This window comes from Mycobacterium attenuatum (assembly GCF_900566085.1).
Taxonomy (GTDB): domain Bacteria; phylum Actinomycetota; class Actinomycetes; order Mycobacteriales; family Mycobacteriaceae; genus Mycobacterium; species Mycobacterium attenuatum.
This window is the reverse complement of record NZ_UPHT01000006.1, coordinates 30,287-55,621: the sequence shown is the minus strand read 5'-3', so window position 1 is coordinate 55,621 and position 25,335 is coordinate 30,287. Positions and strand designations below refer to the sequence as shown.

Annotated in this window: 24 protein-coding genes; 10 read left to right on the top strand and 14 right to left on the bottom strand. The window is 65.7% G+C overall.

Annotation, left to right across the window (positions count from 1 at the left end):
• Together EET13_RS01510 and fadD5 are read right to left on the bottom strand one after the other, a co-directional pair.
• Positions 1–804 (bottom strand): MlaE family ABC transporter permease, encoded by an 804-nt coding sequence (locus EET13_RS01510; protein WP_122440625.1) that lies wholly within the window; start codon positions 802–804, stop codon positions 1–3.
• A 216-nt stretch (positions 805–1,020) separates the two neighbouring features.
• The gene (fadD5, locus tag EET13_RS01505) at positions 1,021–2,670 is read right to left on the bottom strand and encodes a fatty-acid--CoA ligase FadD5 (RefSeq protein WP_122440624.1); all 1,650 of its coding nucleotides are present in this window, start codon (positions 2,668–2,670) and stop codon (positions 1,021–1,023) included.
• A 147-nt stretch (positions 2,671–2,817) separates the two neighbouring features.
• On the opposite strand from fadD5, the gene EET13_RS01500 reads away from it, so the two are divergent.
• Entirely contained in the window at positions 2,818–3,537 is a 720-nt protein-coding gene (locus tag EET13_RS01500) for a GntR family transcriptional regulator (protein WP_122440623.1), read from the top strand.
• Here the strand turns inward: EET13_RS01500 and EET13_RS01495 are convergent.
• Both EET13_RS01495 and EET13_RS01490 read right to left on the bottom strand, forming a co-directional pair.
• Positions 3,534–3,974 (bottom strand): SRPBCC family protein, encoded by a 441-nt coding sequence (locus EET13_RS01495; protein WP_122440622.1) that lies wholly within the window; start codon positions 3,972–3,974, stop codon positions 3,534–3,536. The two genes, EET13_RS01500 and EET13_RS01495, sit on opposite strands and share 4 nt — an antisense overlap.
• Before the next feature lie 109 nt (positions 3,975–4,083).
• Positions 4,084–4,593, bottom strand: coding sequence for an acyl-CoA thioesterase (locus tag EET13_RS01490; RefSeq protein ID WP_122440621.1), 510 nt, complete (start codon positions 4,591–4,593; stop codon positions 4,084–4,086).
• Between the two features lie 14 nt (positions 4,594–4,607).
• On the opposite strand from EET13_RS01490, the gene EET13_RS01485 reads away from it, so the two are divergent.
• Positions 4,608–5,714, top strand: coding sequence for an alcohol dehydrogenase catalytic domain-containing protein (locus EET13_RS01485; RefSeq protein WP_122440637.1), 1,107 nt, complete (start codon positions 4,608–4,610; stop codon positions 5,712–5,714).
• Positions 5,715–5,953: 239 nt separating this feature from the next.
• On the opposite strand, the gene EET13_RS01480 is transcribed toward EET13_RS01485, so the two are convergent.
• Together EET13_RS01480 and EET13_RS01475 are read right to left on the bottom strand one after the other, a co-directional pair.
• Positions 5,954–6,496 (bottom strand): hypothetical protein, encoded by a 543-nt coding sequence (locus tag EET13_RS01480; RefSeq protein ID WP_122440620.1) that lies wholly within the window; start codon positions 6,494–6,496, stop codon positions 5,954–5,956.
• A gap of 175 nt (positions 6,497–6,671) precedes the next feature.
• Entirely contained in the window at positions 6,672–7,841 is a 1,170-nt protein-coding gene (locus EET13_RS01475; protein WP_122440619.1) for a CoA transferase, read from the bottom strand.
• A 160-nt stretch (positions 7,842–8,001) separates the two neighbouring features.
• On the opposite strand from EET13_RS01475, the gene EET13_RS01470 reads away from it, so the two are divergent.
• Entirely contained in the window at positions 8,002–8,703 is a 702-nt protein-coding gene (locus EET13_RS01470; protein WP_122440618.1) for a DUF427 domain-containing protein, read from the top strand.
• A gap of 14 nt (positions 8,704–8,717) precedes the next feature.
• Here EET13_RS01470 and EET13_RS01465 read toward each other — a convergent pair whose 3' ends face one another.
• Both EET13_RS01465 and EET13_RS01460 read right to left on the bottom strand, forming a co-directional pair.
• On the bottom strand, positions 8,718–9,638 hold the full coding sequence (locus EET13_RS01465; protein ID WP_122440617.1) for an LLM class F420-dependent oxidoreductase: 921 nt from the start codon (positions 9,636–9,638) through the stop codon (positions 8,718–8,720).
• A gap of 4 nt (positions 9,639–9,642) precedes the next feature.
• Positions 9,643–10,524, bottom strand: coding sequence for an acyl-CoA thioesterase (locus tag EET13_RS01460; protein WP_122440616.1), 882 nt, complete (start codon positions 10,522–10,524; stop codon positions 9,643–9,645).
• A gap of 177 nt (positions 10,525–10,701) precedes the next feature.
• On the opposite strand from EET13_RS01460, the gene EET13_RS01455 reads away from it, so the two are divergent.
• Positions 10,702–11,250, top strand: coding sequence for a TetR/AcrR family transcriptional regulator (locus EET13_RS01455; RefSeq protein WP_122440615.1), 549 nt, complete (start codon positions 10,702–10,704; stop codon positions 11,248–11,250).
• Positions 11,251–11,343: 93 nt separating this feature from the next.
• Here the strand turns inward: EET13_RS01455 and EET13_RS01450 are convergent, their stop codons facing one another.
• Positions 11,344–12,696, bottom strand: coding sequence for an FAD-binding oxidoreductase (locus EET13_RS01450; protein ID WP_122440636.1), 1,353 nt, complete (start codon positions 12,694–12,696; stop codon positions 11,344–11,346).
• Positions 12,697–12,852: 156 nt separating this feature from the next.
• On the opposite strand from EET13_RS01450, the gene EET13_RS01445 reads away from it, so the two are divergent.
• The 4 genes from EET13_RS01445 to EET13_RS01430 all read left to right on the top strand — a co-directional run bounded on the left by EET13_RS01445 (position 12,853) and on the right by EET13_RS01430 (position 18,711).
• The gene (locus tag EET13_RS01445; RefSeq protein WP_122440614.1) at positions 12,853–13,755 is read left to right on the top strand and encodes an alpha/beta hydrolase; all 903 of its coding nucleotides are present in this window, start codon (positions 12,853–12,855) and stop codon (positions 13,753–13,755) included.
• A gap of 124 nt (positions 13,756–13,879) precedes the next feature.
• Complete coding sequence (locus EET13_RS01440; RefSeq protein WP_122440613.1) at positions 13,880–15,388, top strand: PE family protein; 1,509 nt, start codon at positions 13,880–13,882, stop codon at positions 15,386–15,388.
• A 175-nt stretch (positions 15,389–15,563) separates the two neighbouring features.
• The gene (locus EET13_RS01435) at positions 15,564–17,045 is read left to right on the top strand and encodes a PE family protein (RefSeq protein ID WP_122440612.1); all 1,482 of its coding nucleotides are present in this window, start codon (positions 15,564–15,566) and stop codon (positions 17,043–17,045) included.
• 133 nt (positions 17,046–17,178) lie between these two features.
• Positions 17,179–18,711 carry a PE family protein gene (locus tag EET13_RS01430; RefSeq protein ID WP_122440611.1) on the top strand — a complete coding sequence of 511 codons (1,533 nt, stop codon included), beginning with the start codon at positions 17,179–17,181 and terminating at the stop codon, positions 18,709–18,711.
• A gap of 251 nt (positions 18,712–18,962) precedes the next feature.
• Here EET13_RS01430 and EET13_RS01425 read toward each other — a convergent pair whose 3' ends face one another.
• Positions 18,963–19,598: a TetR/AcrR family transcriptional regulator gene (locus EET13_RS01425; RefSeq protein WP_122440610.1), complete on the bottom strand. Its 636-nt coding sequence runs from the start codon at positions 19,596–19,598 to the stop codon at positions 18,963–18,965.
• A 173-nt stretch (positions 19,599–19,771) separates the two neighbouring features.
• On the opposite strand from EET13_RS01425, the gene EET13_RS01420 reads away from it, so the two are divergent.
• Complete coding sequence (locus EET13_RS01420; protein ID WP_122440609.1) at positions 19,772–19,897, top strand: hypothetical protein; 126 nt, start codon at positions 19,772–19,774, stop codon at positions 19,895–19,897.
• 263 nt (positions 19,898–20,160) lie between these two features.
• Positions 20,161–21,615 (top strand): PE family protein, encoded by a 1,455-nt coding sequence (locus EET13_RS01415; RefSeq protein ID WP_122440635.1) that lies wholly within the window; start codon positions 20,161–20,163, stop codon positions 21,613–21,615.
• A 38-nt stretch (positions 21,616–21,653) separates the two neighbouring features.
• Here the strand turns inward: EET13_RS01415 and EET13_RS01410 are convergent, their stop codons facing one another.
• The 4 genes from EET13_RS01410 to EET13_RS01395 form a co-directional block, all read right to left on the bottom strand.
• Entirely contained in the window at positions 21,654–23,078 is a 1,425-nt protein-coding gene (locus EET13_RS01410) for an NAD(P)(+) transhydrogenase (Re/Si-specific) subunit beta (protein WP_122440608.1), read from the bottom strand.
• Positions 23,075–23,413 (bottom strand): NAD(P) transhydrogenase subunit alpha part 2, encoded by a 339-nt coding sequence (locus EET13_RS01405; RefSeq protein ID WP_122440607.1) that lies wholly within the window; start codon positions 23,411–23,413, stop codon positions 23,075–23,077. The genes EET13_RS01410 and EET13_RS01405 overlap by 4 nt, the downstream gene beginning before the upstream one ends.
• Positions 23,414–23,416: 3 nt before the next feature.
• On the bottom strand, positions 23,417–24,526 hold the full coding sequence (locus EET13_RS01400) for a Re/Si-specific NAD(P)(+) transhydrogenase subunit alpha (protein ID WP_122440606.1): 1,110 nt from the start codon (positions 24,524–24,526) through the stop codon (positions 23,417–23,419).
• Between the two features lie 249 nt (positions 24,527–24,775).
• A complete protein-coding gene (locus EET13_RS01395; RefSeq protein ID WP_122440605.1) occupies positions 24,776–25,237 on the bottom strand; it encodes a nuclear transport factor 2 family protein in 462 nt (153 codons plus the stop codon).
• Positions 25,238–25,335: the final 98 nt, after the last annotated feature.

The following is a 25,335-nucleotide window of genomic DNA, read 5'->3' as shown; positions in this document are numbered from 1 at the left end:
TCAGTGCCCCGTCCCGAACCGGACGCCGACCGTGGTCAGCACCACGTTGACCGCGAACAGCGCGACCACGCAGAGCACGACGGTCTCGTTGACAGCGGTACCCAGACCCTTGGAGCCGCCGCGGACGGTCAGCCCGCGGTAGCAGCCGACCAACCCGGCGATGAGTCCGAACGTCGCGGCCTTGACCATCGCGATGACGACCTCGGGCAGGCCGGTGATGGTGGTGAGGGTGGCCAGGTAAGCGCCACCCGACACATTCTGCAAATACACCCCGAACAGATAACCGCCCACCAGGCCGACGGTGATCACCAAGGCGTTGAGCAACGTGGCGATGAGCGTCGCGGCAATGACGCGGGGCACGACGAGGCGGTGGATGGGGTCGATGCCCAGCACCTCCATCGCGTCGATCTCCTCGCGGATGGTGCGGGCGCCCAGGTCGGCGCAGATGGCCGTCGACCCGGCGCCGGCCACCACCAACACCGTGACCTGAGGGCCGAGCTGGGTGACGGCGCCGATCGCGGCACCGGCACCGGAGAGGTCGGCGGCACCGAACTGGGCCAGCAGGACGTTGAGGGTGAAGATCAGCAGGACGGTGAATGGCACCGAAACCAAGATGGCCGGCAGCAGCGCCACCCGCATGATGAACCAGCACTGCAGGATGAATTCGCGCCATTGGAACGGCCGGCGAAACAGCGCCTTTCCGGTCAGCACACACATCCGGAAGAATCCGCCGACCAATGTGAGGGGCGTTTCCAGTTGGTCGCGCAGATAGCCCATCAGGTGGGGACGCGTCGAGGTCGTCACTGTCGCCTCCTCACCATGGGACCGCTCGGGTTGCGGCGTAACGGCCGATCATGTCGCACGCCTTCCTCCTTGCCCCATCCCTAGGTGTGTGACCGTCGGCTCCCTACCTGCAGGTAGTAACGGAGACCACAGGAATGTACCTGATGGTCGTCGACGTGTGAACCGCATCCTCACAATTAACCCTTCGTCAACAGCGAGCAACCGCCAAAGGTCCTGTCAGCCGTCCTCTCTGGTCGTTGAATACGTTGGCGCAGAACGATTTTCGAAGCTACTCCGAGCTCCGTAACGCAGCCTCAATTCGGTTTTGAGCACCTTCCCTGCGGGGTTGCGGGGCAGTGCCTCGACGATCTCGAGCGCCTTCGGGTGCTTGTAGCGCGCGAGCCGTTCGGTCAGGTACTCAGTTAGGTCTTCGATCAAGAGGGTGGCGTCCGTTACAGCCGCGATCGCAACCGGCACCTCGCCCCACCTTTCGTCGGGCCGGCCGATGACCGCGACTTCGACGATGGCCGGGTGACCGGCGAGAACGTTTTCCACCTCGGCGCAGTAGATGTTCTCTCCGCCGGAGATGATCATGTCCTTCTTGCGGTCGACCACCCAGACGTAGCCGTCCTCGTCCATCCGAACGAGATCGCCGGAATGAAACCAGCCGCCCGCGAACGCTTCCGCGGTGGCCTCCGGATTGTTCCAATAGCCACTCATCAATGTTGGTGCGCGGTAAACGATTTCACCGACCTTACCGACAGGCACGTCGTTCATGTCGTCGTCGACCACGCGGGCGGCGACCGTGGGGATCACCCTGCCGACCGAGCCGCGTTTGCGGATGGCGTCCTCGCCGAGCAGCATGCACGTGACCGGCGACATCTCCGTCTGACCGAACGCGGCCAGAATTTGGGTTCCGGGAAAGACCTCAGACATCAGCCGCAGCAACGCATCCGGCGCCGGTGCGGCCCCCCACGACATCACCCGCAATTTCAGGTTGCGCGGCCGGGCCTGCTGCTCGGCGCACACCGCCTGCCACTGGGCGGGCACCAGAAAGATACCGGTGACCCGCTCCGCCTCCAGCACGTCGAGCAGCTGACCGGGATCGAACGCGCCCAGCGGGTAAAGCACGGTGGGGACGCCGAGCATCATTCCGGTCAGCATGTTGCCGATGCCGGCGATGTGGAACAGCGGGACGCCGATGAAACCGACGTCACTGTTGACGTTGGCGCCGCTGGTGTACAGCGCGGTGATGGCCTGCCCGGTGAGGTTGGTGTGCGTGAGCACCGCGCCCTTCGGCCGGCCGGTGGTCCCGGAGGTGTACATGATCAGGGCCGGCGAGTCGTTGGGGATATCGACGGGCGCCGGCGGGTCTCCCGATTCGCCGAGCAGGTCGTCATAGGCCAGCACCGTGTCGTCGGAAGCGCCGCCGGCCACGACGATCGTGTCCACCAGCGGCTGGATGGCGCGGACCCCGGTGGCGACCGGTGCCAGCACCGCCTCGGTGACGAGCACCCGCGGGGCGCAATCCTCTACCAGGAAGGCGATCTCTGTCGGTGTGAGCCGGAAATTCAATGGCACCGCGATCGCCCCGAGCATGTTGGCCGCGAACACCGACTCGATGAACTCGGTGCGGTTGAGCATCAGGATCATCACCCGGTCGCCGAAGCCGACCCCTCGACGGCTCAAGGCTCCAGCCAGCGCAGTGACCCGATAGCGCAGTTCAGACCACGTCACGGTATGACCCAGGAAGCGAAGCGCGGTCGCCCCGGGCTGCATCAGGGCGTGCCGCTGCAGCTGGTTGACCCAGTTTTGCCGCCGGGCCAGGTAAGGCTGCTCCAGACCATGTGCGGCCTGGCTCAGATGACTGGCCAGTTGCGCGGTCAACTGTGCGATCCCTTCACTTCTGCACCGCTTGCGTCACGCTGATATTTGATAAAACATGGTGTTATCTGGGTCACATTAACGGGCTCAGTGGCCTCAAAACAAGACCTGCAAAGTCCCGCCAAGCCCCCGAAAGTCCTGGCAGGCCGTATGAACGCTCCGCTATCCGCCCGGCCGCGAAGCCGGCGGCCGCTGCGCCGGGCGCAGTTGTCCGACGAGGTGGCCGGCCACCTGCGGGCGGCGATCATGTCGGGCACCCTGCGTCCGGGCACGTTCATCCGCCTCGACGAGACCGCGGCTGAACTCGGGGTCAGCATCACGCCGGTCCGTGAGGCCCTGCTGAAGCTGCGCGGTGAGGGCATGGTGCAGCTCGAACCGCACCGTGGTCACGTGGTATTGCCGCTGACCAGGCAAGACATCGACGACATCTTCTGGCTGCAGGCCACCATCGCCAGGGAGCTTGCCGCCGCGGCCACCGCCCGGATCACCGACGTCGAGATCGATGAGCTCAGCCGAATCAACGATGCGCTGGCCGTCGCCGTCGGGTCGGCCGACGCCGAGGCCATAGCGACGTTGGAGTTCTCGTTCCATCGCGTCTTCAACCAGGCCAGCCACCGGATCAAGCTGGCCTGGTTTCTGTTGAATGCCGCCCGCTATATGCCGGCACAGGTATTTGCCGCCGATCCGCGATGGGGCGCGGCCACGGTGGACAATCACCGACGGCTGATTGCGGCGCTGCGCCGCCGGGATGCGGTCGCGGTGGCCGAGCACACCGTCTGGCAATTCACCGACGCGGCGCGACGACTGACCGAAACGCTGGACCGGAATGGGATCTTCAGCCACGCCGAGCGGGTTGGCCCGTCTCCCTAGCCCGTGCCCAGGTGTTCGGCGCGCTGTTTGAGGTTTTCGGCGAGTTGCTCGAGGACGTTGTTGAGCAGCAGCTTCACCATGGGCGCGGGCACCGGCATGCTGGGTTCGACGTCGATGTCCACGGTCAGCAGGCTGCTGGCGCCGGTCTCGACCACGCTGAACAGCTGCTCCTGCTTGATAAAGAGGTCGCCCTGCTGCATGACCGTTTGAATCTGATTCTCGCCCGGGTAATACACGGCGTGGATATAGATGCCCTCGAAGCCTTGGATCGCGGTGTCGAGCCGCACCTGGCTGGGACGCCCGTCGTCGTAGCGGTGCAGCACCCAGGCGCCCTTGATCCCTTCGTTCCATTCCGGGTACCGCTCGATATCGGCGACGATGCCCATGATCGCTACGGCGTCCGCGCTGACCTCGACGGTCTTGCTCAAAACTGGCATTGGCGAAGCATACCCGGGCAGCCGTCGGTTGCTGACCGTGCCGGTTCGGGCCTGATTCGGGTGCGGCCCGGGCTATTTCACCCCGCTTCAGGCGGGCTTCAGCACGGCTTCAGTCGGGTGTCACACAAGCGGAGGCCAGCAATGCGCGGATCGCGTCCGGGATGGGGACGGGTTTGCGGCTGGTCCGGTCGACGTAGACGTGTACCCAGTGCCCCAGCGCGGTGATCGGCTGCGCCCGCTCGGTATCGCCCTGCTGGCCGGCACGGAACACAGCGAGCCGGTAGGTGACGCTGCTGCAGCCCAGGCGGGTGACCGCCAGGCCCACCGTCAGGCTTTGCGGGAAGTGCAATTCGGAGAAGTAACGGCAACCCGACTCGGCGACGATGCCCAGCGCAGGCGTGGACAGCGGGTCCCACCCGGTACCCGTGGTGATCCAGGCGTTGATCGCGGTGTCGAAGAGCTGGTAGTACACGGCATTGTTGAGATGGCCGAACATGTCGTTGTCGGCCCAGCGAGTAAGCACCGGCCACAGCACCGGGAAGTCCGCGCTGGTGAGGTTCTGCGGCGCCGGCCCTTCGGGAACCGATGGAACCGATGGAACCGATGAAGCTGAAGCCATGGTTGTATTCCAACATGTTTCGCATCCGCGGCGCGGTGCTCGAGCGGATCACCTCGCCCCGCCCATACTCCGAGTCACGGCCGATCAGCGTCGCCAACCTCGATCTCGAGGCGCCCGGTGATGACGAGGTGCTGGTTCGCATCGAGGCCGCCGGGGTGTGCCACTCCGATCTGTCGGTGGTGAACGGCAGCCGGGTGCGGCCGGTGCCGATGCTGCTCGGCCATGAGGCCGCGGGGATCGTCGAGCAGGTCGGTGACCGGGTCGACGACGTAACCGTCGGTCAGCGCGTGGTGCTGGTGTTCCTGCCGCGGTGCGACCGCTGTCCGGCATGCGCAACCGAGGGCAGGACACCGTGCCAACCGGCAAGCGCGGCCAACGCGGCCGGAACACTACTGGGCGGCGCTGTCAGGATCGGCCGGGAAGGCCACCCCGTGTACCACCACCTCGGCGTCTCGGCATTTGCCACCCACGCCGTGGTCAACCGGGCCAGCGCCGTGCCGGTACCCGAGGAGGTGCCGCCGCAGGTGGCCGCCCTGCTCGGATGCGCGGTGCTGACCGGCGGCGGCGCGGTGCTCAACGTCGGCCAACCGAGACCCGGACAATCGGTCGCCGTCGTCGGACTCGGTGGCGTCGGGATGGCGGCAGTGCTCACCGCCCTGACCTATCCCGACGTCCGCGTCATCGGCGTCGATCAGTTACCTGAAAAGCTTTCCGCAGCAACGACACTCGGCGTGCACGACACCTACACCCCGCAACGGGCCACCGACGCCGGGGTGAAAGCGGACGTGGTGATTGAGGCCGTCGGTCACCCCGCCGCGCTGGAGACCGCGATCGCCCTGACCGCACCGGGGGGCCGTACCGTTACCATCGGGCTGCCGCCGCCGGACGTGCGGATCAGCATCTCGCCATTGGGTTTTGTCGCCGAAGGGCGGTCGCTGATCGGTAGTTATCTCGGTTCGGCGGTGCCCCGCCGCGACATTCCCCGGTTCGTGTCGCTATGGCGGTCGGGCCGGCTGCCCGTGGAATCGCTGGTGTCGTCGACGATTCGGCTGGACGAGATCAACGAGGCGATGGACCACCTTGCCGACGGCACCGCGATCCGCCAACTCATCACCTTCTGACTATCGGGGCTGTGTAGCCGGCCGACCCGTGCCCCGCATCGAGTCCCGTCCGCCACATCAGCACCGCCAAAGCGGCGATGACACTGACCTGAAGTGCACTTAGAGCATCTGCGAGATCGGTGTTGAGGCGGCATCAGTCACGCTGAACCGCGGGAGCGGCGACCACGGGGCGGCCGGTCTCTTGACGTTCGGGCGCTTGGTACCGGCGGGCCGCCCAGCATGAGCGGCGGTCAGTCCGGCTAGCCCAGCCAACCAGCGCCGCCCAGCAGTGTCTCGACCGATTCGACTGCGCCACAGGAGATTCCGGACGCGTTGAGCGCCTGGCGCTTGAACACCCGGGCAGCCGAACTGAGCACGTGCCGCACGGGGCCGATTCCGCGATTGAGCCCCCAAGGACACTGGTCTCCCCACAGCGCCACCTCGGTAGACCGGTCCGCGAGCGCCTCGAGCACCCTGTCGCGAACGCGATCGTCTGCCGCGAACGCGCCGGCGCTGACGGCCAGGCTCTGGCCCCCAGGCCGGATCACGGTCAATCCCGTCTCCAGGTCCGCGGCGCGCGCCCCGAGAATCCGCAACGGTCGGGCCCCGCCGGCACCGGGCAGCAGTACCGTGACCTCCCAACCGGCCATCACTCGGTCGTACAACCAGCCCCCCGCCGCCTGCACCACGTCGGCGGCGCTGATGGCCACCACCTCGAGTCGGTAGCGCAGACACTCCGCCTCCGTCCGCGGTCCCGGGGTTGTCGCCGGGTAAACGCTGAGATCGAAAGTGGGTGTGATCATCGGTTCATTCCTCTTGCGTTGGACCACACGTGGACCGGTGGCTTGCCGCGGTCGTCAGGGGCTGTCCGCCGCACGGGGTGACCCACCGGGACCGGCCCGGCTTCGGCGAATCGGTTGACACGGCTCACCCGACAGCGTGACATTTTCGCTCAATTTTGTAAAGGTTGCCGGTCGGTCAACGCCGGCGCCGCGCCGCAATTTCGGCCAGCACTTCCTCGGTGTGCTGGCCCAGCGCCGGGGCCGTCCAGCGGGGTGCCCACGGCGTGCCGTGGAAGTCCGCCGGTGTGGCCACCATCGGCACGCTGGACTCGCCGTCCGGCACATCGACGATGCCGCCCGCCGCGTGGAACTGCTCGTCGGCGACGACATCCTCGAGGGTATTGACCGGCGACCAGAAGAAATCCGGTTCGGTAGCAAAGACTTCCGCCCATTCGGTCAGCGACTTCACTGCGAAGATCTCATCCAGCGCGGCGATGAGTTGCACCGCGTTGGCGGCGCGAGCGCGGGCATCGCGATACCGCGGATCGGCCAGCCACTCCGGCCGGCCGACCACCCGACACAACGCGGGCCAGTGCCGATCCGCCTCGAGCCCGACGACCCAGAACCGCCTGCCGTCGCCGGCGGTGTAGTTGTTCATACAGGGATTACCCATCGACTCGCGCTGCCCAACCGCGATCGGTTGGCCGGTCCGCAGATAGGTATTCAGATCGAAGCTGACCGTGTAGGCACCCTGGCGATACAGCGAGGTGGTCACCAGCTGACCGACTCCGGTGCGTTCGCGCGCGAGCAGTGCCGCGCAGACGGCGGCGGCCAGGGTCATCCCCGCCGAGTGATCGCCCATGCCGCCGCGCTGGAACGGAGGGGTGCCGCCGGGCGGGGTCAGCAGATCGGCCACGCCGGCGCGCGACCAGAACGCCGCCACGTCGTAGGCCGCGCGGTCGGCGTCGGGTCCGGTTTCTCCGTAGCCGGTGATCAGCCCGTAGACCAGACGGGGGTTGCGGTCCGACACCGACTCGAAGTCGAGCCCCAGCCGTCGCAACCCGCCGGGGCGCACATTGGTCACGAAAACGTCCGCGCCGGTGAGTAATTCGAAGGCGGTGTGGCGACCGGTCGCGGTGGTGAGATCCAGCACGATGCTGCGCTTGGAGCGGTTGTCCATCTCGAAAGGCGGGTTCACCCCGAGATCGCAACCCAGCATCCGGCCGAACATCCGGCCGGGATCACCGGCCGGCGGCTCGATCTTGATGACGTCGGCGCCCCAGTCGGCCAGGATGGCGGCGGTGGCCGGTGCTGCAACCCAGACCCCGAGTTCGACGACTGTGATGTCTTCCACCGGTCCCGCCATGGCTCATTCCTACTCCATGCCACTTACGCTTACGTGAATGACATCGCCGGGGTTCGCGGCCGCCAGCAGCGCGCTCGCAACCTTGCACTCGGCGCTCGCGGCTCGTGGCGACAAGCTCACCATGGCCGCGGTAGCGGGTGCCCGAGTTGGGAGGAGCCCCATGAGTCTGGTGGCCGGACACGGTCCCCTCAGCCGGAACCCGGCCGGACGCTTCTGTCCGCCGGTACCCGCCAACGTCGTCTACATCGAACCGCATCCCCGCCGCATCCAGGCTTACCGCAACGGACTGCCGGTCATCGACACCGAGCGGGCGCTGCTGGTGCACCGGCGCGATCACCCGCTCAGCTACGTCTTCCCAGCCGACGAGGTCGGCGACTTACCGACCGAGCCGGAGGCCGAAGCCCCCGGCTTCGTTCACGTGCCGTGGGACGCCGTGGACACCTGGGTGGAGGAGGGCCGCAAACTCGTCCACTATCCGCCTAATCCGTACCACCGGATCGACTGCCGCCCGACTACGCGCCACCTCAACGTCTCGCTCGCCGGGACGGCACTGGTGGACACCCACGACACCGTGATCGTTTTCGAGACATCGCTGGAACCGCGGCTGTATGTGGAGCCGTCGCAGGTCCGCACTGATCTGCTGCGGAAGTCCGACACGTCCAGCTACTGCAACTACAAGGGCGTCGCCACCTACTGGTCGGTGGTCCTGGACGACGTCTTCGTCGAGGACGCCGCGTGGAGTTATGCGGATCCGTTTCCGGAAAGCTGGCCTATCAAGGGATTTCTCAGCTTCGACGACTCCCGCATTGATGTCACAGCGGATCTCCCGGGCCGTGCCCCCGGCGCCGCACGGCTTCGCTGATCGCCGACACCGGGTCAGGCCGCCTCGATCACCAGCGTCCGGAACCGCTCGATGCTCTCCAGCGCATGGGTGAGACTATCGCCGGGCAGCCCTACCTGTACCCAGGTAACTCCAAGGGCGGCAAGATTTTCCAGCCCCAACAGGTAGGCGTTGGCGTCGAACCCGTCGGTCGACGGGCTGCCCCCGTCGGCGTTGGTGAACGTGATGTCGATTGCGGACCAATCCCGGCCCGCCGCGTCGCACCTGCGCCGTAGGTCCTCGATGCCGTCGGCAAGCCGGTCAATCGAGTCGATGGCCGCGGTGCCGGCCGTCTGGGCCAGCCGGGCAGGCGCGGCAAACGGGCACCAGCCGTCACCATAGCGGGCGACCCGCTCGCGGGCCGCCCCGGTGTTACCGCCGATCCAGATCGGCGGATGTGGCCGGCTGAGCGGCCGGGGATGCGCGCTGATTCCGCGCGCGGTGAAACGCCTTCCCGCATAAGATATCTCATCGCTGGTCCACACCGCGCGGATGACCTGCAGCGCCTCTTCGAACAGCTCGGCGCGTTCCTCGTAGTCGACCCCCAGCGCGGCGAATTCCCGTTTGAGGTATCCCACGCCGACCGCGAGGGTGAACCGGCCACCCGAGAGTAGATCCAGCGTTGCTCCGCACTTGGCCACCAGGAACGGGTTTCGGTACGGCAGCACGACGACATTTGGGATCAGGCGCAAGGTGTTAGTTCGCGCGGCAGCGAATCCCATTGCCACAAACGGATCTAACGCGTCGTGGCCACCGGCATCAAGCCAGCGCTGAGACGGGGCCGGGTGGTCGGTGAAGCCGAATCCGTGAAAGCCGGCGTCTTCGGCCGCCCCGGCGATGGCCGCGATACTGGCCCCGGACAACAACTCCGGGTTGTAAGGATGACTGTGCATCGGATGGGTGATGGCGAAGCGCATGCCGCTAGAACCGGGACCGCGCGTCGATCGCCGTGTCGGTGGTGCGCAGCGGCCGGATCAGCGCCTCCTGGGCGAAGGAGCCGAGGAGGCCTCCCTCCTCGGTGTGCACGGTGCCTCGGACGTACGACATCCCGGCACCGACCTGAGTGCTCTCGTGGGTGTAGAGCAGCCAGCCGGCCCAGCGCACCGGTTCGTGGAAGGCCACCGAGATGGACATCGGCGCGGTGGAAACGCTCAGATGCGCCTGGCTGGTACCGATACCCGGGTGCGCCCGCATGGTGGTCGAAATGCCTAGGTGGCCAGTGAAATACGCGATCAGCGCCTTGGCCAGGTCGTCACGGGCCGGAATCGGGTCGTAGCGCAGCCACGCATACAGTTCGGGTGGCCCTACCTCGTCTGGACTGTTGACATCGACCACGTCGACGAGTCGCAGTTCGCGTCCGATCATCGGCATCACCGAGACGTTGGCAACCGCGGGTGCGGTGACGCCGGGGCGCGGCAGGTGATGGCGGATCACGTCGCCGGTGGGAACGTCGGCCAGGACCGTCATGGTGATGCAGCGCCGGCCGTCCTGCTGTGCCGAGACTACGGCGGTGGCGGTAGACCGGCCCTCGTGTACGACGTCGACGACAAGCTCGACCGGTGGCCCGACCGCGACGGCGCGGGAGAACACCGCGTGCGCCGAACGCACCGACTTGCCCTGGAACCGCTTGGCCACTGCGACGATCGCCTGTGCCAGCACCTGGGTGCCCTCCACGACCTGCCGGTCGTCGTGCCCGGCGATGCCGGTGTCCGCACTGAACCGATCCGCACCCTGTGCCCGCACCTCGAAGAGCTCAAGCAGGCGATCGACCGACCATTGGGACTGTTCAGAATCTGTCGTCAACTGCGTTCACCTCTTGCTCGCGTCGCCAACTCAGGCCCAGCGTGACACTGAGAGCTAAATTTTGTAAAGGTCGCTACCCGGGACCCCGGGGGCACGATCCCCGTCGGCGGCTCCCGCGACTCCGGTTCGACGGCGAAACAACGTGACACTTACCCAACGCTTTGTAATGTTTGAGACATGAGCCAGGCGTTTGGGGCAACAGCGGCGACCGAGACCGACAATTCGACCCGTCAGCGGATCCTGGCGGCCACCGCGGAGGTTCTCGGGCGCAGCGGCCAGACCAAGCTCAGCCTCTCCGAGGTCGCGGCCCAGGCCGGGGTGTCACGTCCGACGCTCTACCGCTGGTTCGCCTCCAAGGAGGAGTTGCTCTCCACATTTACGCGCTACGAGCGCCAGAACTTCGAAGATGGACTGGCCGAAGCGACGGCCGGGCTCAAAGGCGTCGAAAGGCTTGATGCCGCACTGCGTTTCATCGTCGAGTACCAGCACTCGTACTCGGGAGTCCGCATGGTCGATGTTGAACCGGAGCTGGTTATCGCACAGATGTCCGGCGTCATACCCGAGATGCGTGATGGCTTGCAGCGACTACTGCCCGGACCCAACGCCGCGGTGAAGGCAGCGACGGCAATCCGAGTCGCGATCTCGCACTACATCGTTCGAAGCGACGACGCCGATCAGTTCCTGGCTCAGCTGCGCCATGCCGTCGGCATCAAGGCAGCCGACTGACGGCATCAAGGGAGCCGACTGACTTCGCCGAGGCTAACGCCGCGGCGCGAAAACTCACCGGATGGGGCACTGGCGTTACACTCGCGCCACCAGCTAGCCGCCAGGCTGATCGAACAGCACCGCCGAGTTGAGATAGCCGGTCGGGTCCAGTGCCGTTTTGATCGTTCGCATCACTGCGACATCGGCGGGTCCTCGCGACATCCCCAGGTACCGGCGCTTGCGGCTGCCCACGCCGTGCTCGGAGCTGACGTTGCCGCCGCAGTCGGCGATCAGGCCCATCAGCTCCGGATACAGCACGGGTTCGTGCGCCGGCGGCAGCCGCAGCACGTTGAGGTGCAGATTGCCCTCGCCGATGTGGCCGAACAGGACCGGCAGCGCCTCGGCGACACGAGCGTGGATCAGCCCGACCGCGTCCCGGGCAAATCTGCCGATCGCCGCCAACGGCAGCGAGACGTCCAGCTTCAACGGCGGCCCATACCTGCCCAGCACCTCGGCGAGCGCTTCCCGGGTGCGCCACAGCCGTTGCTGCGCAATGCTATCCACGCCCACCGCGGGTTCGCTGGACAGCCGCATCCCGGCGAGCAGCCCGGCGAGCCGATCGGTCTGATCGTGGTCGGCGGCCAGCTCTACCAGCAGCAGCCAGTCTCCCCCGACGGGAGCGCCAACCCCCAGCAGCTCGCCGGTGAGCGCGGCAGCTCGGCCGTCGATCAATTCCAGCGCGGCGATTCCGTCCGCGTCGCGCAGCACCCGGCCGGCGTCGACCAGCGCGTCGAGGTCGTCGAACCCGCACACGGCCGTCACCCGATGCGGCACAGCCGGATGCAGCCGCAGATCCAGCTCGGTGATGACGCCCAACGTGCCTTCGGCGCCGACGAAAAGCGCCGGCAGGTCGTAGCCGGTGTTGTCGCGGCGCACCCGGCTGTGCCGGTGCAGCACCGAGCCGTCGGGCAGCGCGACGTCCAGGCCCAACACCTGTTCGCTCATGTTGCCGTAGCGCACCGTCCGAAGGCCGCCGGCATTCGTCGAGGCCATTCCGCCGACGGTCGCCGAGTCGCGAGCCGACAAGTCGACCCCGAACACCAGGCCCGCCGCCGCCGCGGCGTGCTGCACCGCGGCCAGTGTGGCCCCGGCACCCACCGCGACCCGGCGGTCGAGGACGTCGACATCGCCTACCGCGCAAAGTCTTTCGGTGGACAGCAGGATGTCGTCGTGTTCCGGCACGGTGCCCGCCACCAAGGAGGTCCGGCCCCCTTGCACGGTGACATAGGCTCCGGCGTCCCGGCAGAGCCGCAGCACCTCGGCGACCTGCTCGGCGGAGCCGGGCCGCACCAGCGCACTGGCACGGCCACGATAGCGGCCGGTGTGGTCGACGCTGTGTGCGGCGAGCACGTCGGCGTCGGTGACGACATGGTGCGAACCGACCACATTCGTCAGACCGCGCAGCATGCTCACGACCGTCGGTGCGGCCCGTGGGCGACGCGGATCGCCATGGCTGTCCTCCGTCGAGCTGTGATGTTGTAGCGTTTCCAGACCGTAGTCCATCATCCGGCGGGCTCCGGACATCCCAATGGAGGGGCTGTGCCAGAACGCGAGCCTAAACGCATGCCCGACCGCGAGCCCGAACGCGAAAACGTCTATTTCACCTCCGGTGCCGACCGGATCAGCGCGTGGCTCTACCGTCCCACCGGCGGCGGCCCATCACCCCTGCTGGTCATGGCGCACGGTCTCGGCGCGGTGCGCACCATGCGATTGGACGCCTACGCCCAACGGTTTTGTGCGTCCGGATACGCCTGCCTGGTGTTCGACTACCGCAACTTCGGCGACAGCGAGGGCCAGCCCCGCCAGCTGCTCGACATCGGCATGGAACTGGCAGACTGGCGGGCCGCGGTGACCTACGCGCGCACCCTCGACGGTATCGATCACAACCGAATCGCCTTGTGGGGAACATCTTTTGGAGGCGGTCATGTGATTGCGACGGCGGCCCGGGTGCCGGGCATCGCCGCCGTCGTCGCGCAGTGCCCGTTCACCGACGGCATCGCCTCCGTCCGCGCGATCAATCCGGGGACCGTCGCGCGGCTGACCGCGCTGGCGGTACGCGACGTCGTCGGCGCCGTGGCCAGGAGGGCGCCGGTGCTCGTGCCCACGGTCGGCAAGCCAGGCGAGGTTGCGGTGATGACCGCACCGGATGCCTACGAGGGCTACCTCAAGTTGGTGCCAGAGGGTGTCGAACTGCGCAACGCGATCGCGGCCCGGATCGCGATGAAGGTCCTCAGCTACCGCCCCGGCCGCCTGGCCGCGAAGGTCCGCTGTCCCATTCTGTTCTGCGTCTGCGAGACCGACTCGGTGGCGCCCGCCGGCCCGACCCTACGTTATGCCGCCAAAGCCCCCCGCGGTGAGGTCAGAACATATCCCGAAGGGCATTTCGCCATCTATGTCGACGACGCGTTCGAGCGCGCCGTCGCCGACCAGATCGCGTTCCTGGACAAGCACCTCAAAAGCGGCTAGTCGATACCGACAAACGCCAGACTTCCCGGCGCGACGGCTCTACTCTCTGTAAATACCCAATACCCGCGGTTGCGGCTAGTTGCGGTGGGCCAGGGTGGGGTCCGTTGCCGGGAAGGACGCGGAGATGTCATATGTGTTTGCTGCCCCGGAGCTATTGGCGTCCGCAGCCGCCGATGTTGACGACATCGCCGCGGCGATAGGCGCGGCCAGCGCGGCGGCCGCCGGGCCGACGTCCAATTTGCTGGCCGCGGCCGGTGACGAGGTGTCGGCGGCTACCGCGGCGCTGTTCAACGCCTACGCGCGGGAGTACCAGGCGGTGGTCAGGCAGGCGGCCGCGTTCCAGCAGGAGTTCACCCAGGTACTGGCCGCCGCGGCGGGAGCCTACACACAGGCCGAGGCCGCTAACGCGGCTTTGCTGAACGGGGCGTTGAACGGGGCCCTGTCGAATGCGCGGACAGCGGTCACCACACCGATCCAGTCGCTGCTGACCAGCGCTGCGGCCGCCACCGGCGGATCTAGCGCGCTGACGGCGGTGCCGGCCGCGGCCTCCCAAATCGCGCTGATCATGGGCGGCACCGGCAACCCCGACCCCGACCCCAAATACCTGAATCGAATCAACGTCAAATACATTCAGCACCTCTTCCCCGGGGCCATCCCGAAGGCGCTCTTCACACCCGAGCAGTTCTGGCCGGTTACCCCCCAACTCGGGAACATGACGTTCAACCAGTCTGTCGCCCAGGGTGTGACAGCGCTGAATAATGCCATCAACGCTCAAATAGCCATGGGAAACAAAGTCATCGCGTTCGGCTATTCGCAGAGTGCCACCATCGTCAACAACGAAATCAACGCCCTCATATCCGCGGGCGCGCCCCATGCCAGCGACATCTCTTTTGTCATGATCGGCAATCCCAACACCCCCGACGGGGGAATACTGTCGCGATTCCCGGGCTTCTATATCCCGTTCCTGGACGTGCCGTTCAACGGCGCGACGCCGCCGAACAGTCCTTATGCGACAACCATCTACACCGCCCAGTACGACGGCATCGCCAACGCGCCGCGCTATCCGCTCAACATCTTGTCGGACATCAACGCCTTCATGGGTTACTTCTATGTCCACAACACCTATCCCACGCTCACGGCCAGCCAGATCGCCAACGCGGTACCGCTGCCGACGTCTCCGGGGTACGCGGGCCTAACGCAGTACTACATGCTGCTGACTCAGGACCTGCCCCTGGTCCAGCCGATTCGCGACATTCCCTACGCCGGACCACCGATCGCCGACCTTTTCCAGCCGCAGTTGCGCGTACTCGTCGACCTGGGCTACGCCGACTACGGACCGAACTACGCAAATGTTCCCACCCCGGCCGGCCTGCTCTCGATCCCCAACCCGCTTGCCGTCGGCTACTACCTGGCCCTGGGCAGCCTGCAGGCGCCCTACGCCGCCGCGGTGGAAATCGGTGTGGAAGCCGGATTCTGGGGCCCGGAGTGGTTCCCCCAGGCCTATCCGTGGATTCCGTCCATCAATCCGGGCTTGCATTTCTATATCGGCCAGCCCGAGGTGACATTGCTGTCTCTGGCAAGCGGTGGGCTCGGGTCGCTGCTGCATCTGATTCCGCCGCCCGTCTTCCCATGAGACGACGGCGGATGACCTGGTCGCCGCGAGTTGAGCGATTTCGGGTCCGCCGGAAACCTGGAATCGCCGGACTTTCCGGCGGGACCGCTTTAGTCTCAGTTCATACCTGATACCCGCAGTCGCAGGCCCTTTCCGTGATCGACCGGAAAGCGCCCGGTTTGCAAAGGACTTGGCGATGTCGTATTTGCTCACTGCGCCAGAAATGGTGTCGACGGCCGCCAGTGATCTGGACGGGATCGCGGCGGCCCTCCACACGGCCAACGCGGCCGCGGCAGGCCCCACGACAGGATTGCTGGCGGCGGCCGAAGACGAGGTATCGGCGGCTGTAGCGACGCTGTTTGGCACCTTCGGTCAGGAATATCAGGCGGTTGTCACCCTGGCCGCCGAGTTCCACGACGAATTCACCCGGACACTGGCTGCAGCGGCGAACGCCTACGCACAGGCCGAGGCCACGGCGTGCAGCGCGCTGAACGTATTCGGCACCCAAGTTCAGACCCTGTTGGCCCCGCTGCTTCCCAATGCCGGCGCCGGCGCCATCAACCCGCCGTCGATAACCAGCATCGGCGCGCAGGTCGCCTTCATCATGGGCGGCACCGGTATCCCGGACCCCGACCCGATGTATGTGACAGGCGCCCAGACGCTGTTCATCCAGCCCCGTTTCCCGGGCTTTCTCTCGGATGCTCTGCACACGCCCGAGCAGTTCTGGCCCACCACTCCGAATCTGGGCAACCTGACGTTCGGCCGTTCGGTGGCCGAGGGTGTGGCTACTTTGAGCAACGCGCTCACCACGCAATTCAGCACCCTGGGCAACAGCGCCGTCGTTTACGGCTACTCGCAGAGCGCGGTGATTGCCACCATCGAAATACGCCACTTGATGGCCCAGGTCACCCCGCCCAGCCCCAGCGACCTGGGCTTCGTGCTCACCGGCAACCCCAACAATCCCAACGGCGGTGTCCTGCAACGCTTCACCGGCCTGTACGTGCCGGTGCTGGATGTGCTGTTCAACGGCGCGACGCCGCCGGATTCGCCTTACCCGACTGTCATCTACACCAACCAGTACGACGGCACCGGCAACTTCCCGCAATACCCGCTCAATCTTCTGGCGGATCTCAACGCCGTGATCGGAATAGTCGACGGTACGCATTTCTACGTCGGCTTACCGCCGGACCAGGTTGCCAACGCCGTACACCTACCGACTTCCCCGGGCTACGCCGGCCACACCGACTACTTCCTGGGTCTCACTCAGAAGCTGCCGCTGACCAGCCTTATTCGTCCGATTCCCTATGTGGGGACGCCACTTGCCGAACTGGTCCAGCCGGACCTGCGGGTGCTCGTCGATCTGGGCTACTCCGACTACGGGCCGGGCCTGAGCTATGCGGACATTCCCACCCCGGCCTCGTTCCTGTCGGTTCCCAACCCGTTCGCCGTCAGCTACTACCTGGCCAAGGGGGCCGTGCAGGGAGTCCAAGCCAGCCTCGTGGATCTGGGGTGGCTGCCGCCGTCCTACATACCCACCGGATATCCATACAACCCATCGGTGGCCCCGGGTCTGAACTTCTTCGTGGGTCAGCCGAGCGTGACCGGCCTGTCCCTGCTGACCGGCGCCCTGGGTACCGCGGCCAGAGATCTGGGATGGATTCCGCCGTGGTGGGATTGATTCCGCCCATGCCAAGGCGTGCGCTTTGCTAAAATCACATACTCGCTGACCAGCTGAAACGCCCGCTTTCCGGTGCAACAACAGCTTGTTCATTCCCACTGGAAAGCGCTGGATCGTCAGGGGAGGACGTGCAATGACGCACTTAATCGCTGCGCCCGAAATGATGGTGTCGGCGGCCACCAATGCGGTGAAGATCGGTTCGGCAATCAGCGCCGCCGGCGCGGCCGCAGCAGGGTCGACGACCAATGTGTTGGCGGCCGCGGCCGATGAGGTGTCGGCGGCCGTCGCCAACCTGTTCGGCACATACGGCCGGGAGCTTCAGGCGGCCCTCACCCACGCCACCGCATTCCACGACGAGTTCGTCCAGACGCTGGCCGGTGCGGCAACCAACTACGCCCAAGCCGAGGCCGCCAATGCGGCCGCGGTGGCCAATGCTCTCGGCGGACTCAACGCCCAGGTCCAAAGCCTGCTGGCACCGGCGGCCGCCGACGTCAGCGCCGCGCAGACGCTGCTGGCCGCGGCACCGGCTGCCTCGACAGCGGCGCTGGTGATGGGCGGAACCTTTGACCCCGAGCCTTTTCCCTTCTACGTATCACTGATCAACAATTCCTACATCCAGCCCTTTTTTCCCGGGGCCAACCCGACGGGCGTGAGCTACCCCGCCCAGCTGTGGCCGCTCACAATATTCCAAGGCAACCTGACGCTCAACGAGTCGGTCGCCCAAGGCATGGTCGATCTGACCAACGCCATCAATTCTCAGATCGGTTCGGGAAATACGGTCGTCAACTTCGGATTCTCGCAAAGCGCTGTGGTTGCCACGAACGTCATCACCGACCTCATGGCCCTGCCCCCTGGCATGCGCCCGGATCCCAGCCAACTGTCGTTCGTGCTGGCCGGTAATCCGTCAACCCCCAACGGAGGCATCTTCACCCGCTTCCCCGGTTTTCACATTCCATTTTTGGATGTGACGTTCACCGAAGCGACTCCGCCTAATTCTCCCTACCCGACCACCATTTACGCTACCCAATACGACCCGGCCAGCGACTTCCCCCGATACCCGCTCAACTTCCTGGCCGACCTCAACGCGATAATGAGCACCGGTCGACACGATTTGTATCCCAATCTCGATGTCAATCACGCGGTACAGTTGCCGACGTCTCCCGGCTATAACGGCAACACCCAGTACTACATGTTCATGACCAAGGACCTGCCGTTGCTCGACCCGCTGCGCGCCGTTCCATTTATCGGTGAGCCGCTCGCCGAGCTCATCCAGCCTGATCTGCGGGTGCTGGTGGATTTGGGCTACTCCGACTGGGGTAACGGCCAGGACTACGCCAACGTAGCCACCCCGGCCAGCCTGTTCCCGATACCCGACCCGTTCGTCGTGGGCAGAGAACTGGTCGACGGCACGGTAAAGGGTGTCCAGGCCTCGCTCGTGGAATTAGGCGTGTTGCCGCAAGCAGTACTGCCGAACGAATATCCATATCTGCCGTCGCTGGACACCGACGTGAATTTCTACCTGGGCCAGCCGTCCGTGACGGAAGTATCTTTTTTCACCGAAGCCGTCGGGCCGCTACTGGAATTGATTCCACGCATTAACCACATACTTCCCCTGACTCCCTTGACACTTCCCTTAACACTTCCGTTGATTCCGTTATCCCCGTAACGCGGCGCAAACGTGAGCCGAGAACTCCGTACGACCGCCGCGCCGCGATAGGTCCGTGAGAAGCGCCCGCGTCGCATGATTGCACGGCCGCGGGGTCCCGCCGCGTGTGCGAAATCGCAGCGCGCAGCTCTCGGCTCGCGCCTACCTGCTGACGCTGGCCTGGCCATGCTCGCCGGGAAAGACGTGCGGAACGGCGATGTCGTATGTGCACACTGCTCCCGATCTGTTGGCGATCAGCAGGGCCAATGCGGTTAAGCACCGCCCAGCGGAGAACTGTTGCGGATCGACTCGTCGCGAATCAGCCCGCGCAGCAACGCGGTACTGAATTCGGCCGCGATCTCCTTGGCGGTGCGACGTCCACTGGGCCGCAGCCACCGATAGCTGCCCAGGGTCATCCCGATGTAGCCCAGGGCTACCACGTGGGAGTCGCATTCGTAGAACTCACCACTGGCAATGCCGCGGTCGATGAGACCGTGGACGTGCTCGTAGACTTGGGCTTCCTTTTCGCGAACCTCCGCGACCTGTTCGCTGGTAAACCACTCGGTGATGTAGGGCTGCTCCTGAAAGTAGACCGCGGCCCGTTCGGGATTGCTTGCGATGCCGGTGAGCAGGCGCACGGTGTACTGGTAAAGCGCTTCGCGCGCGGTCCAGGACGGGTCGTCGTGCACGGCGGCCAGCGTGCCCTCGGCGGCTCGACGGTAGATGTCGAACAGGATCAGCGCCTTGCTGGCGTAGTAGTGGTACACCGTCGCCTTGTTCAGACCGATCACGTCGGCGACGTCGTCCATCCGGGTGCCGTGATAACCGCGGGCAGCAAACAGCTTGGTGGCAACGGCCAGCAACTCCTCACGGCGCGAAAGCCCGTTCTCGGATGGCGTTTGTGGCATCGGTACTCGCTATCGTCGCTGCCCGCGGGGCTCGGCACCCCGAATCAAGGTCTAACCAATCAACTGGTTGGACAGTCTAGGCAGGGCCGGCGCCGCCTGTCGCACCGGCGCGGATCCGACTAGACTCCTGGGGGACCAAGTCGCGAGTCGATAGCGAGTCGAGAGGTGCACTAATGGATCCCAGCCCTGACTACGACGTAAGCGACGAAATCGAGTTCTTTTTCCGCTACCTCACCTGGGGTATCCGCGGGGTCGAAGACGGCAACGGATACCCGCCGCCGGCCTATCCGCCCGTTTAGGGCTTCCGTTTGGACACAGCACCACCATTGCCGCGGACGAGCCCGAACGTGCTCCCCGGCGATCGGCCGATGGTAACGATGGCCTGATCAACCAGCCGCGATCGCGGGCATCTGGCCCGCCGGAAGCCGGATTGACGAAAATGCCGGATGTCCCGGCGAGACTTCTTTTAGGCTCTGGGCGACCTTTGTTGGGCTGGCCGCGCTAAGGAGGGGTCGGTCCCGTTTGACGGGTATTGGCCTTCGGTGTCGGACAGGAGACGGAGATGCCCGTGATGACCGCGGTCCCGGAGATGCTGGCGACGGCGGCCGCCGACGTGGACGGGATCGGTTCGGTGATCAGCGCGGCCGGTGCCGCCGCTGCGGGGCCAACGTCCCGTGTTCTGGCGGCGGCCGCCGATGAGGTGTCGGCCGCCGCTGCGGCGCTGTTTCGCGAATACGCCAACGATTGTCAGACCGTGCTGAGCCAGGCCGGCGCCTTCCATAGCGAATTCACCCAGGCGCTGGCCGCCGCCGGGGCCGCCTACGCGCGGGCCGAGGCCGCCAACGCTGCGGGCATGTCGAGCGCACTCGACGCGCCGGTCCAGGCGCTGCTCGGACTGGGTGACACCGGACGTAGCAGCGCCGTCATTGCGCCGACTTCCAATGTGATGCTGTCCGGCAACCCGGTCACGGCGTTGATCATGGGCGGCACCGGGTATCCGACCTTTACTGCGCCTGTCTTGGCGGCCCTTGACAGCGCGTACATCCAGCCAATCTTCGGGCACAACAGTCCGATCGCCCAATACACCCCCGAGCAGTGGTGGCCGTTTATCGGGCATCTGTCACTCGACCAGTCCATCGCCCAGGGCGTCACTTTGCTGAACAACGGCATCAACGCGGAACTAGAAAATAGGCATGACGTGGTCGTTTTTGGCTACTCGCAAAGCGCCGCGGTAGCCACCAATGAGATACGCGCGCTGATGGCCCTACCACCTGCCCAACAGCCAGACCCCGGCCGGCTGGCTTTCATGATGATCGGCAATATCAACAATCCCAACGGCGGCATTCTGGAGCGTTACACCGGCCTTTACATCCCGTTCATGGATGTGTCGTTCGACGGTGCGACGCCACCGAATTCTCCGTACCAGACCCACATCTACACCGGCCAATACGACGGTTATGCCCACAACCCGCAATACCCGCTCAATATCTTGTCCGACATCAACGCCTTTATGGGCATCAAGTTGGTCCACAACGCGTATCCCGTCACTGCCGCCGACGTCGCGAATGCCGTGCCATTGCCAACTTCCCCGGGCTACAACGGCAACACCCATTACTACATGTTCTTGACCCAGGACCTCCCGCTGCTGCAGCCCCTTCGCGACATTCCGTTTGTCGGGCCGCCGCTGGCCGACCTGATCCAGCCCGACCTTCGGGTATTGGTCGATTTGGGCTACGGCTACGGCTACGCGGATGTGCCGACCCCCGCCAGCCTGTTCGCCCCCGTCAACCCGATCACAGTGATCTCGCACCTGGCGACCGGGGCAGTGCAGGGCCCGCAAGCCACGCTGGTGGATATCGGCGTGTTACCGCAGTCCGCGCTGCCGGATACCTATCCCTATGTTCCGTCGGCGAATCCCGGTCTGGTGTTCAACGTCGGCCAGTCGAGTGTGACAGAGCTGTCGTTGCTCAGCGGCGCCGTTGGGTCCATAGCGCGATTGATTCCGCCTGTCATGTGAGACAGCCGCCCGCCGGCATCAGCCGACCGGGTACCGGGCTACAGCGCCTTGAGCTCCTCGGTGACCTCGGTGACCGATTTCTTTGCATCGCCGAACAGCATCGTGGTGCCGTCGGCGTAGAACAGCGGGTTGTCGATACCGGCGAACCCGGAGTTCATCGAGCGCTTGAGCACGATCACCGACTTGGCTTTGTCCACGTTGAGGATCGGCATGCCGTAGATCGGGCTGGACGCGTCGTTGCGGGCCGCCGGATTGGTGACGTCGTTGGCGCCGATGACGATCGCGACGTCGGTGCGGGCGAACTCGTCGTTGATGTCGTCCATGTCCTTCATCGCGTCGTAGTCGACTTCGGCCTCGGCCAGCAGCACATTCATGTGCCCGGGCATGCGGCCGGCCACCGGGTGGATGGCGTATTTGACCGTCACACCCTTGTCCTCGAGCAACGACGCCATGTCCTTGACGGCATGCTGCGCCTGCGCCACGGCCAGGCCGTAGCCGGGCACGACGATGACCTGGTTGGCGTAGGCCATCTGAATAGCGGCGTCGGCCGCCGACGTGGCCTTCACGTGCTTGTCGCCGCCCCCGTCGCCGCTGGGGGCCACGCCGCCGCCACCGAAACCGCCCGCGACGATTGCCGGGATCGAGCGGTTCATGGCCTTGGCCATCAGGTTGGTCAGGATGGAGCCGGATGCGCCGACGATCATGCCCGCCACGATCATCGCGGTGTTGTTCAGCGCCAATCCGGCCGCCGCGGCCGACAGCCCGGTCATGGCGTTGAGCATTGAGATCACCACCGGCATGTCGGCACCGCCGATGGGTAGCACCACCATCAGACCCAGCACGCCGGCGGCGGCCAGCAGGCCGACCATCCACCACAGCGACACTCCACCGCTGCCGGGATGGGCATCCAGCCCGATCACCACCGCGGCCGCGACGGCCCCGGCCAGCAGCAGCAGGTTGACCGGCTGCTGCGCCTTGCCGAGTCCGATCGGACGACCGGAGATGATCTCCTGCAGCTTGCCGAACGCGATGATCGATCCCCAGAACGAAATCGATCCGATGATGGCGGCGAACAACGAGGCCACTACGATGTGCACGGTCGGCGACTCGCCGTGCTGGAACGCCGAGAAGCCGCTGGTTTCAATGAATTCGGCGAGCGCGATCAGCGCCACCGTTCCACCACCGACGCCGTTGAAGAACGCCACCAGTTGCGGCATGGCGGTCATCTTGGTCAGACGGGCCGGCGGTACGCCGAGGACCACTCCCACGACCAGGCCCGCGATGATCAGCGGCCATTGGCTGGTGTGCCGGATCATGACCAGGGTGGCTGCCACGGCGATGGTCATGCCGACCGCGGCAATGAGGTTGCCGCGCACCGCGGTCTTGGGCCCGGTCAGACCCATCAGACCGTAGATGAACAGGGAGAACGAGACGATGTAGAGGCCGATCACCAAGTAGTTCATTTGGCTGCCGGCTCCTCTTTCTTCGCGGCTTTCATTGCGGCCTGCGGCTTCTTGCCCTTGAACATGCCAAGCATCCGGTCGGTGACGATGAAGCCGCCGATGACGTTGAGCGTGCCGAACACCACGGCGACGAACAGGATGATCTGGACGGCCAGCGACGGGTGTTCGACCTCCCCGAACACCACCAGCGCACCGAGCACGACGATCCCGTGGATGGCGTTGGTTCCCGACATCAGCGGGGTGTGCAGCGTGTTGGGCACTTTGGAGATCACCGCGAAGCCCACGAACCCGGACAGCACCAGGATCGCCAGGTTCTCCAATAGTTGGTCGTACATCTTTTAGGAGTCCTCTCGGTCCTGTGCGCGGGTCACACACGATTCCGCGATGACTTCGTCGTCGAAGTCGGGAGCCAGCTTGCCGTCCTTGACCAGGAGCTCCAGCAGGGCCGTGATGTTCTTGCTGTAAAGCTCACTGGCGTGCTCGGGCATGGTCGCCGGCAGATTCAGCGGCGAGGCGATGGTGACGCCGTGCTTGACCACCGTCTTGCCGGGCTCGGTCAACTCGCAGTTGCCGCCGGTCTCACCGGCCAGGTCCACCACCACACTGCCGGGCTTCATGGCTTCCACCGCGGCGGCGGTCACGAGCCGCGGCGCGGGCCTGCCCGGTACCAGCGCAGTGGTGATCACGACGTCGAAGCCGCTGATCGCCTCTTCCAGCGCCTTCTGCTGCTGGGCGCGTTCCTCGTCGGTCAGCTCGCGGGCGTAGCCGCCCTCCCCCGAAGCCGTGACGCCGACCTCGAGCCATTGCGCCCCGACAGATCGGACCTGGTCGGCCACTTCGGGACGCACGTCGTAGCCAGTGGTGCGCGCCCCCAGCCGTTTGGCCGTCGCCAGCGCCTGCAGGCCGGCCACGCCGACACCGAGCACCAGCACGGTAGCCGGCTTCACCGTCCCCGCCGCGGTGGTCAGCATCGGGAAGAACCGGGTCGACTCCGAGGCGGCGAGCAGCACGGCCTTATAACCGGCAACATTGGCCTGCGACGACAGCGCATCCATGACTTGCGCCCGCGAGATGCGGGGGATGGCCTCAAGGGCGAAGGCCTGCACGCCGGCCTGCTCCAGCGCGCCGATGCAGTTGTCGGCGTTACGCGGGGCCAAAAACCCGATCAGGGTTTGCCCGCTGTGCAGCCGCCCGACCTCCTCGGCCGTCGGTGGCGCTACCTTGACCACCACGTCGGCAGCCCACGCGTCGCCGACGGTGGCGCCCGCGTCGGTGTAGAGCTCATCGGGTAGCAGCGCCCGGTGACCGGCACCCGATTCGACGACAACGGCCACACCGCTGTTCACCAGCGCGGCGACTGCTTTGGGTACCAGCGCAACACGCCGCTCGTCGGGTCGCGACTCGGCCACCACCCCTACCCTGATGGTGTGGGTCTGCGCATCTGTCATGGCGCGTACATCTACTTTCCTCATACTTCCTAGTACGTTCTGGTACGTTCCTGCGCGATGGATTTGCCGCTAGCTCGGCCGCGCGCCTGGCTACCATAACGCGTACCGAGGTCACCACCGATTTGTGACCGTCCGGGCCTGACCGACGGCAACCCTCAGCACACAGGTTGATGCTTCGCTGGTCGGCGTCTATGCGGTAGCCGCCGGGCTGTTGTGGCGACACAAAGTGCGGTTGTGTGACGCACAGCCTCACCACAGCGGCATATCCAGCCCGTGTTCGGAAGCCGGGCGCGGACCGAAGTAGCGCCGTTCGGATTCGGTGATCGCCACGTCGTTGATGCTGGCCTCACGGCGCGCCATCAGCCCCGACGGGGTGAATTCCCACAGCTCGTTGCCGTAGCTGCGGTACCACTGCCCGGTGTGGTCGCGGCTCTCGTACTGAAACCGCACCGCGATGCGGTTGTCGTGGAAATCCCACAAACTCTTGCGCAGTGCGTAGTCGAGTTCGCGCTGCCACTTGCGGGTCAGGAACGCCACGATCTGGTCCCTGCCGACGAGGTGTTCGTCGCGGTTTCGCCAGCGTGAGTCGACGGTGTAAGCACGGCTGACGTGGTGGGGGTCCCGGGTGTTCCAGGCATCCTCAGCGGCCTGGACCTTCTGGGTTGCCGTTTCGACGGTGAACGGCGGAAATGGCGGGCGGCTCTCGGTCATGCACTACATCGTGGCCCGGCTGCGACGGTCGGCAAGCACCTGTGCACGGGCACTCTGCTCGAAGCCCCCTGCGCCCGACAGCGCGGTGTTACATTACG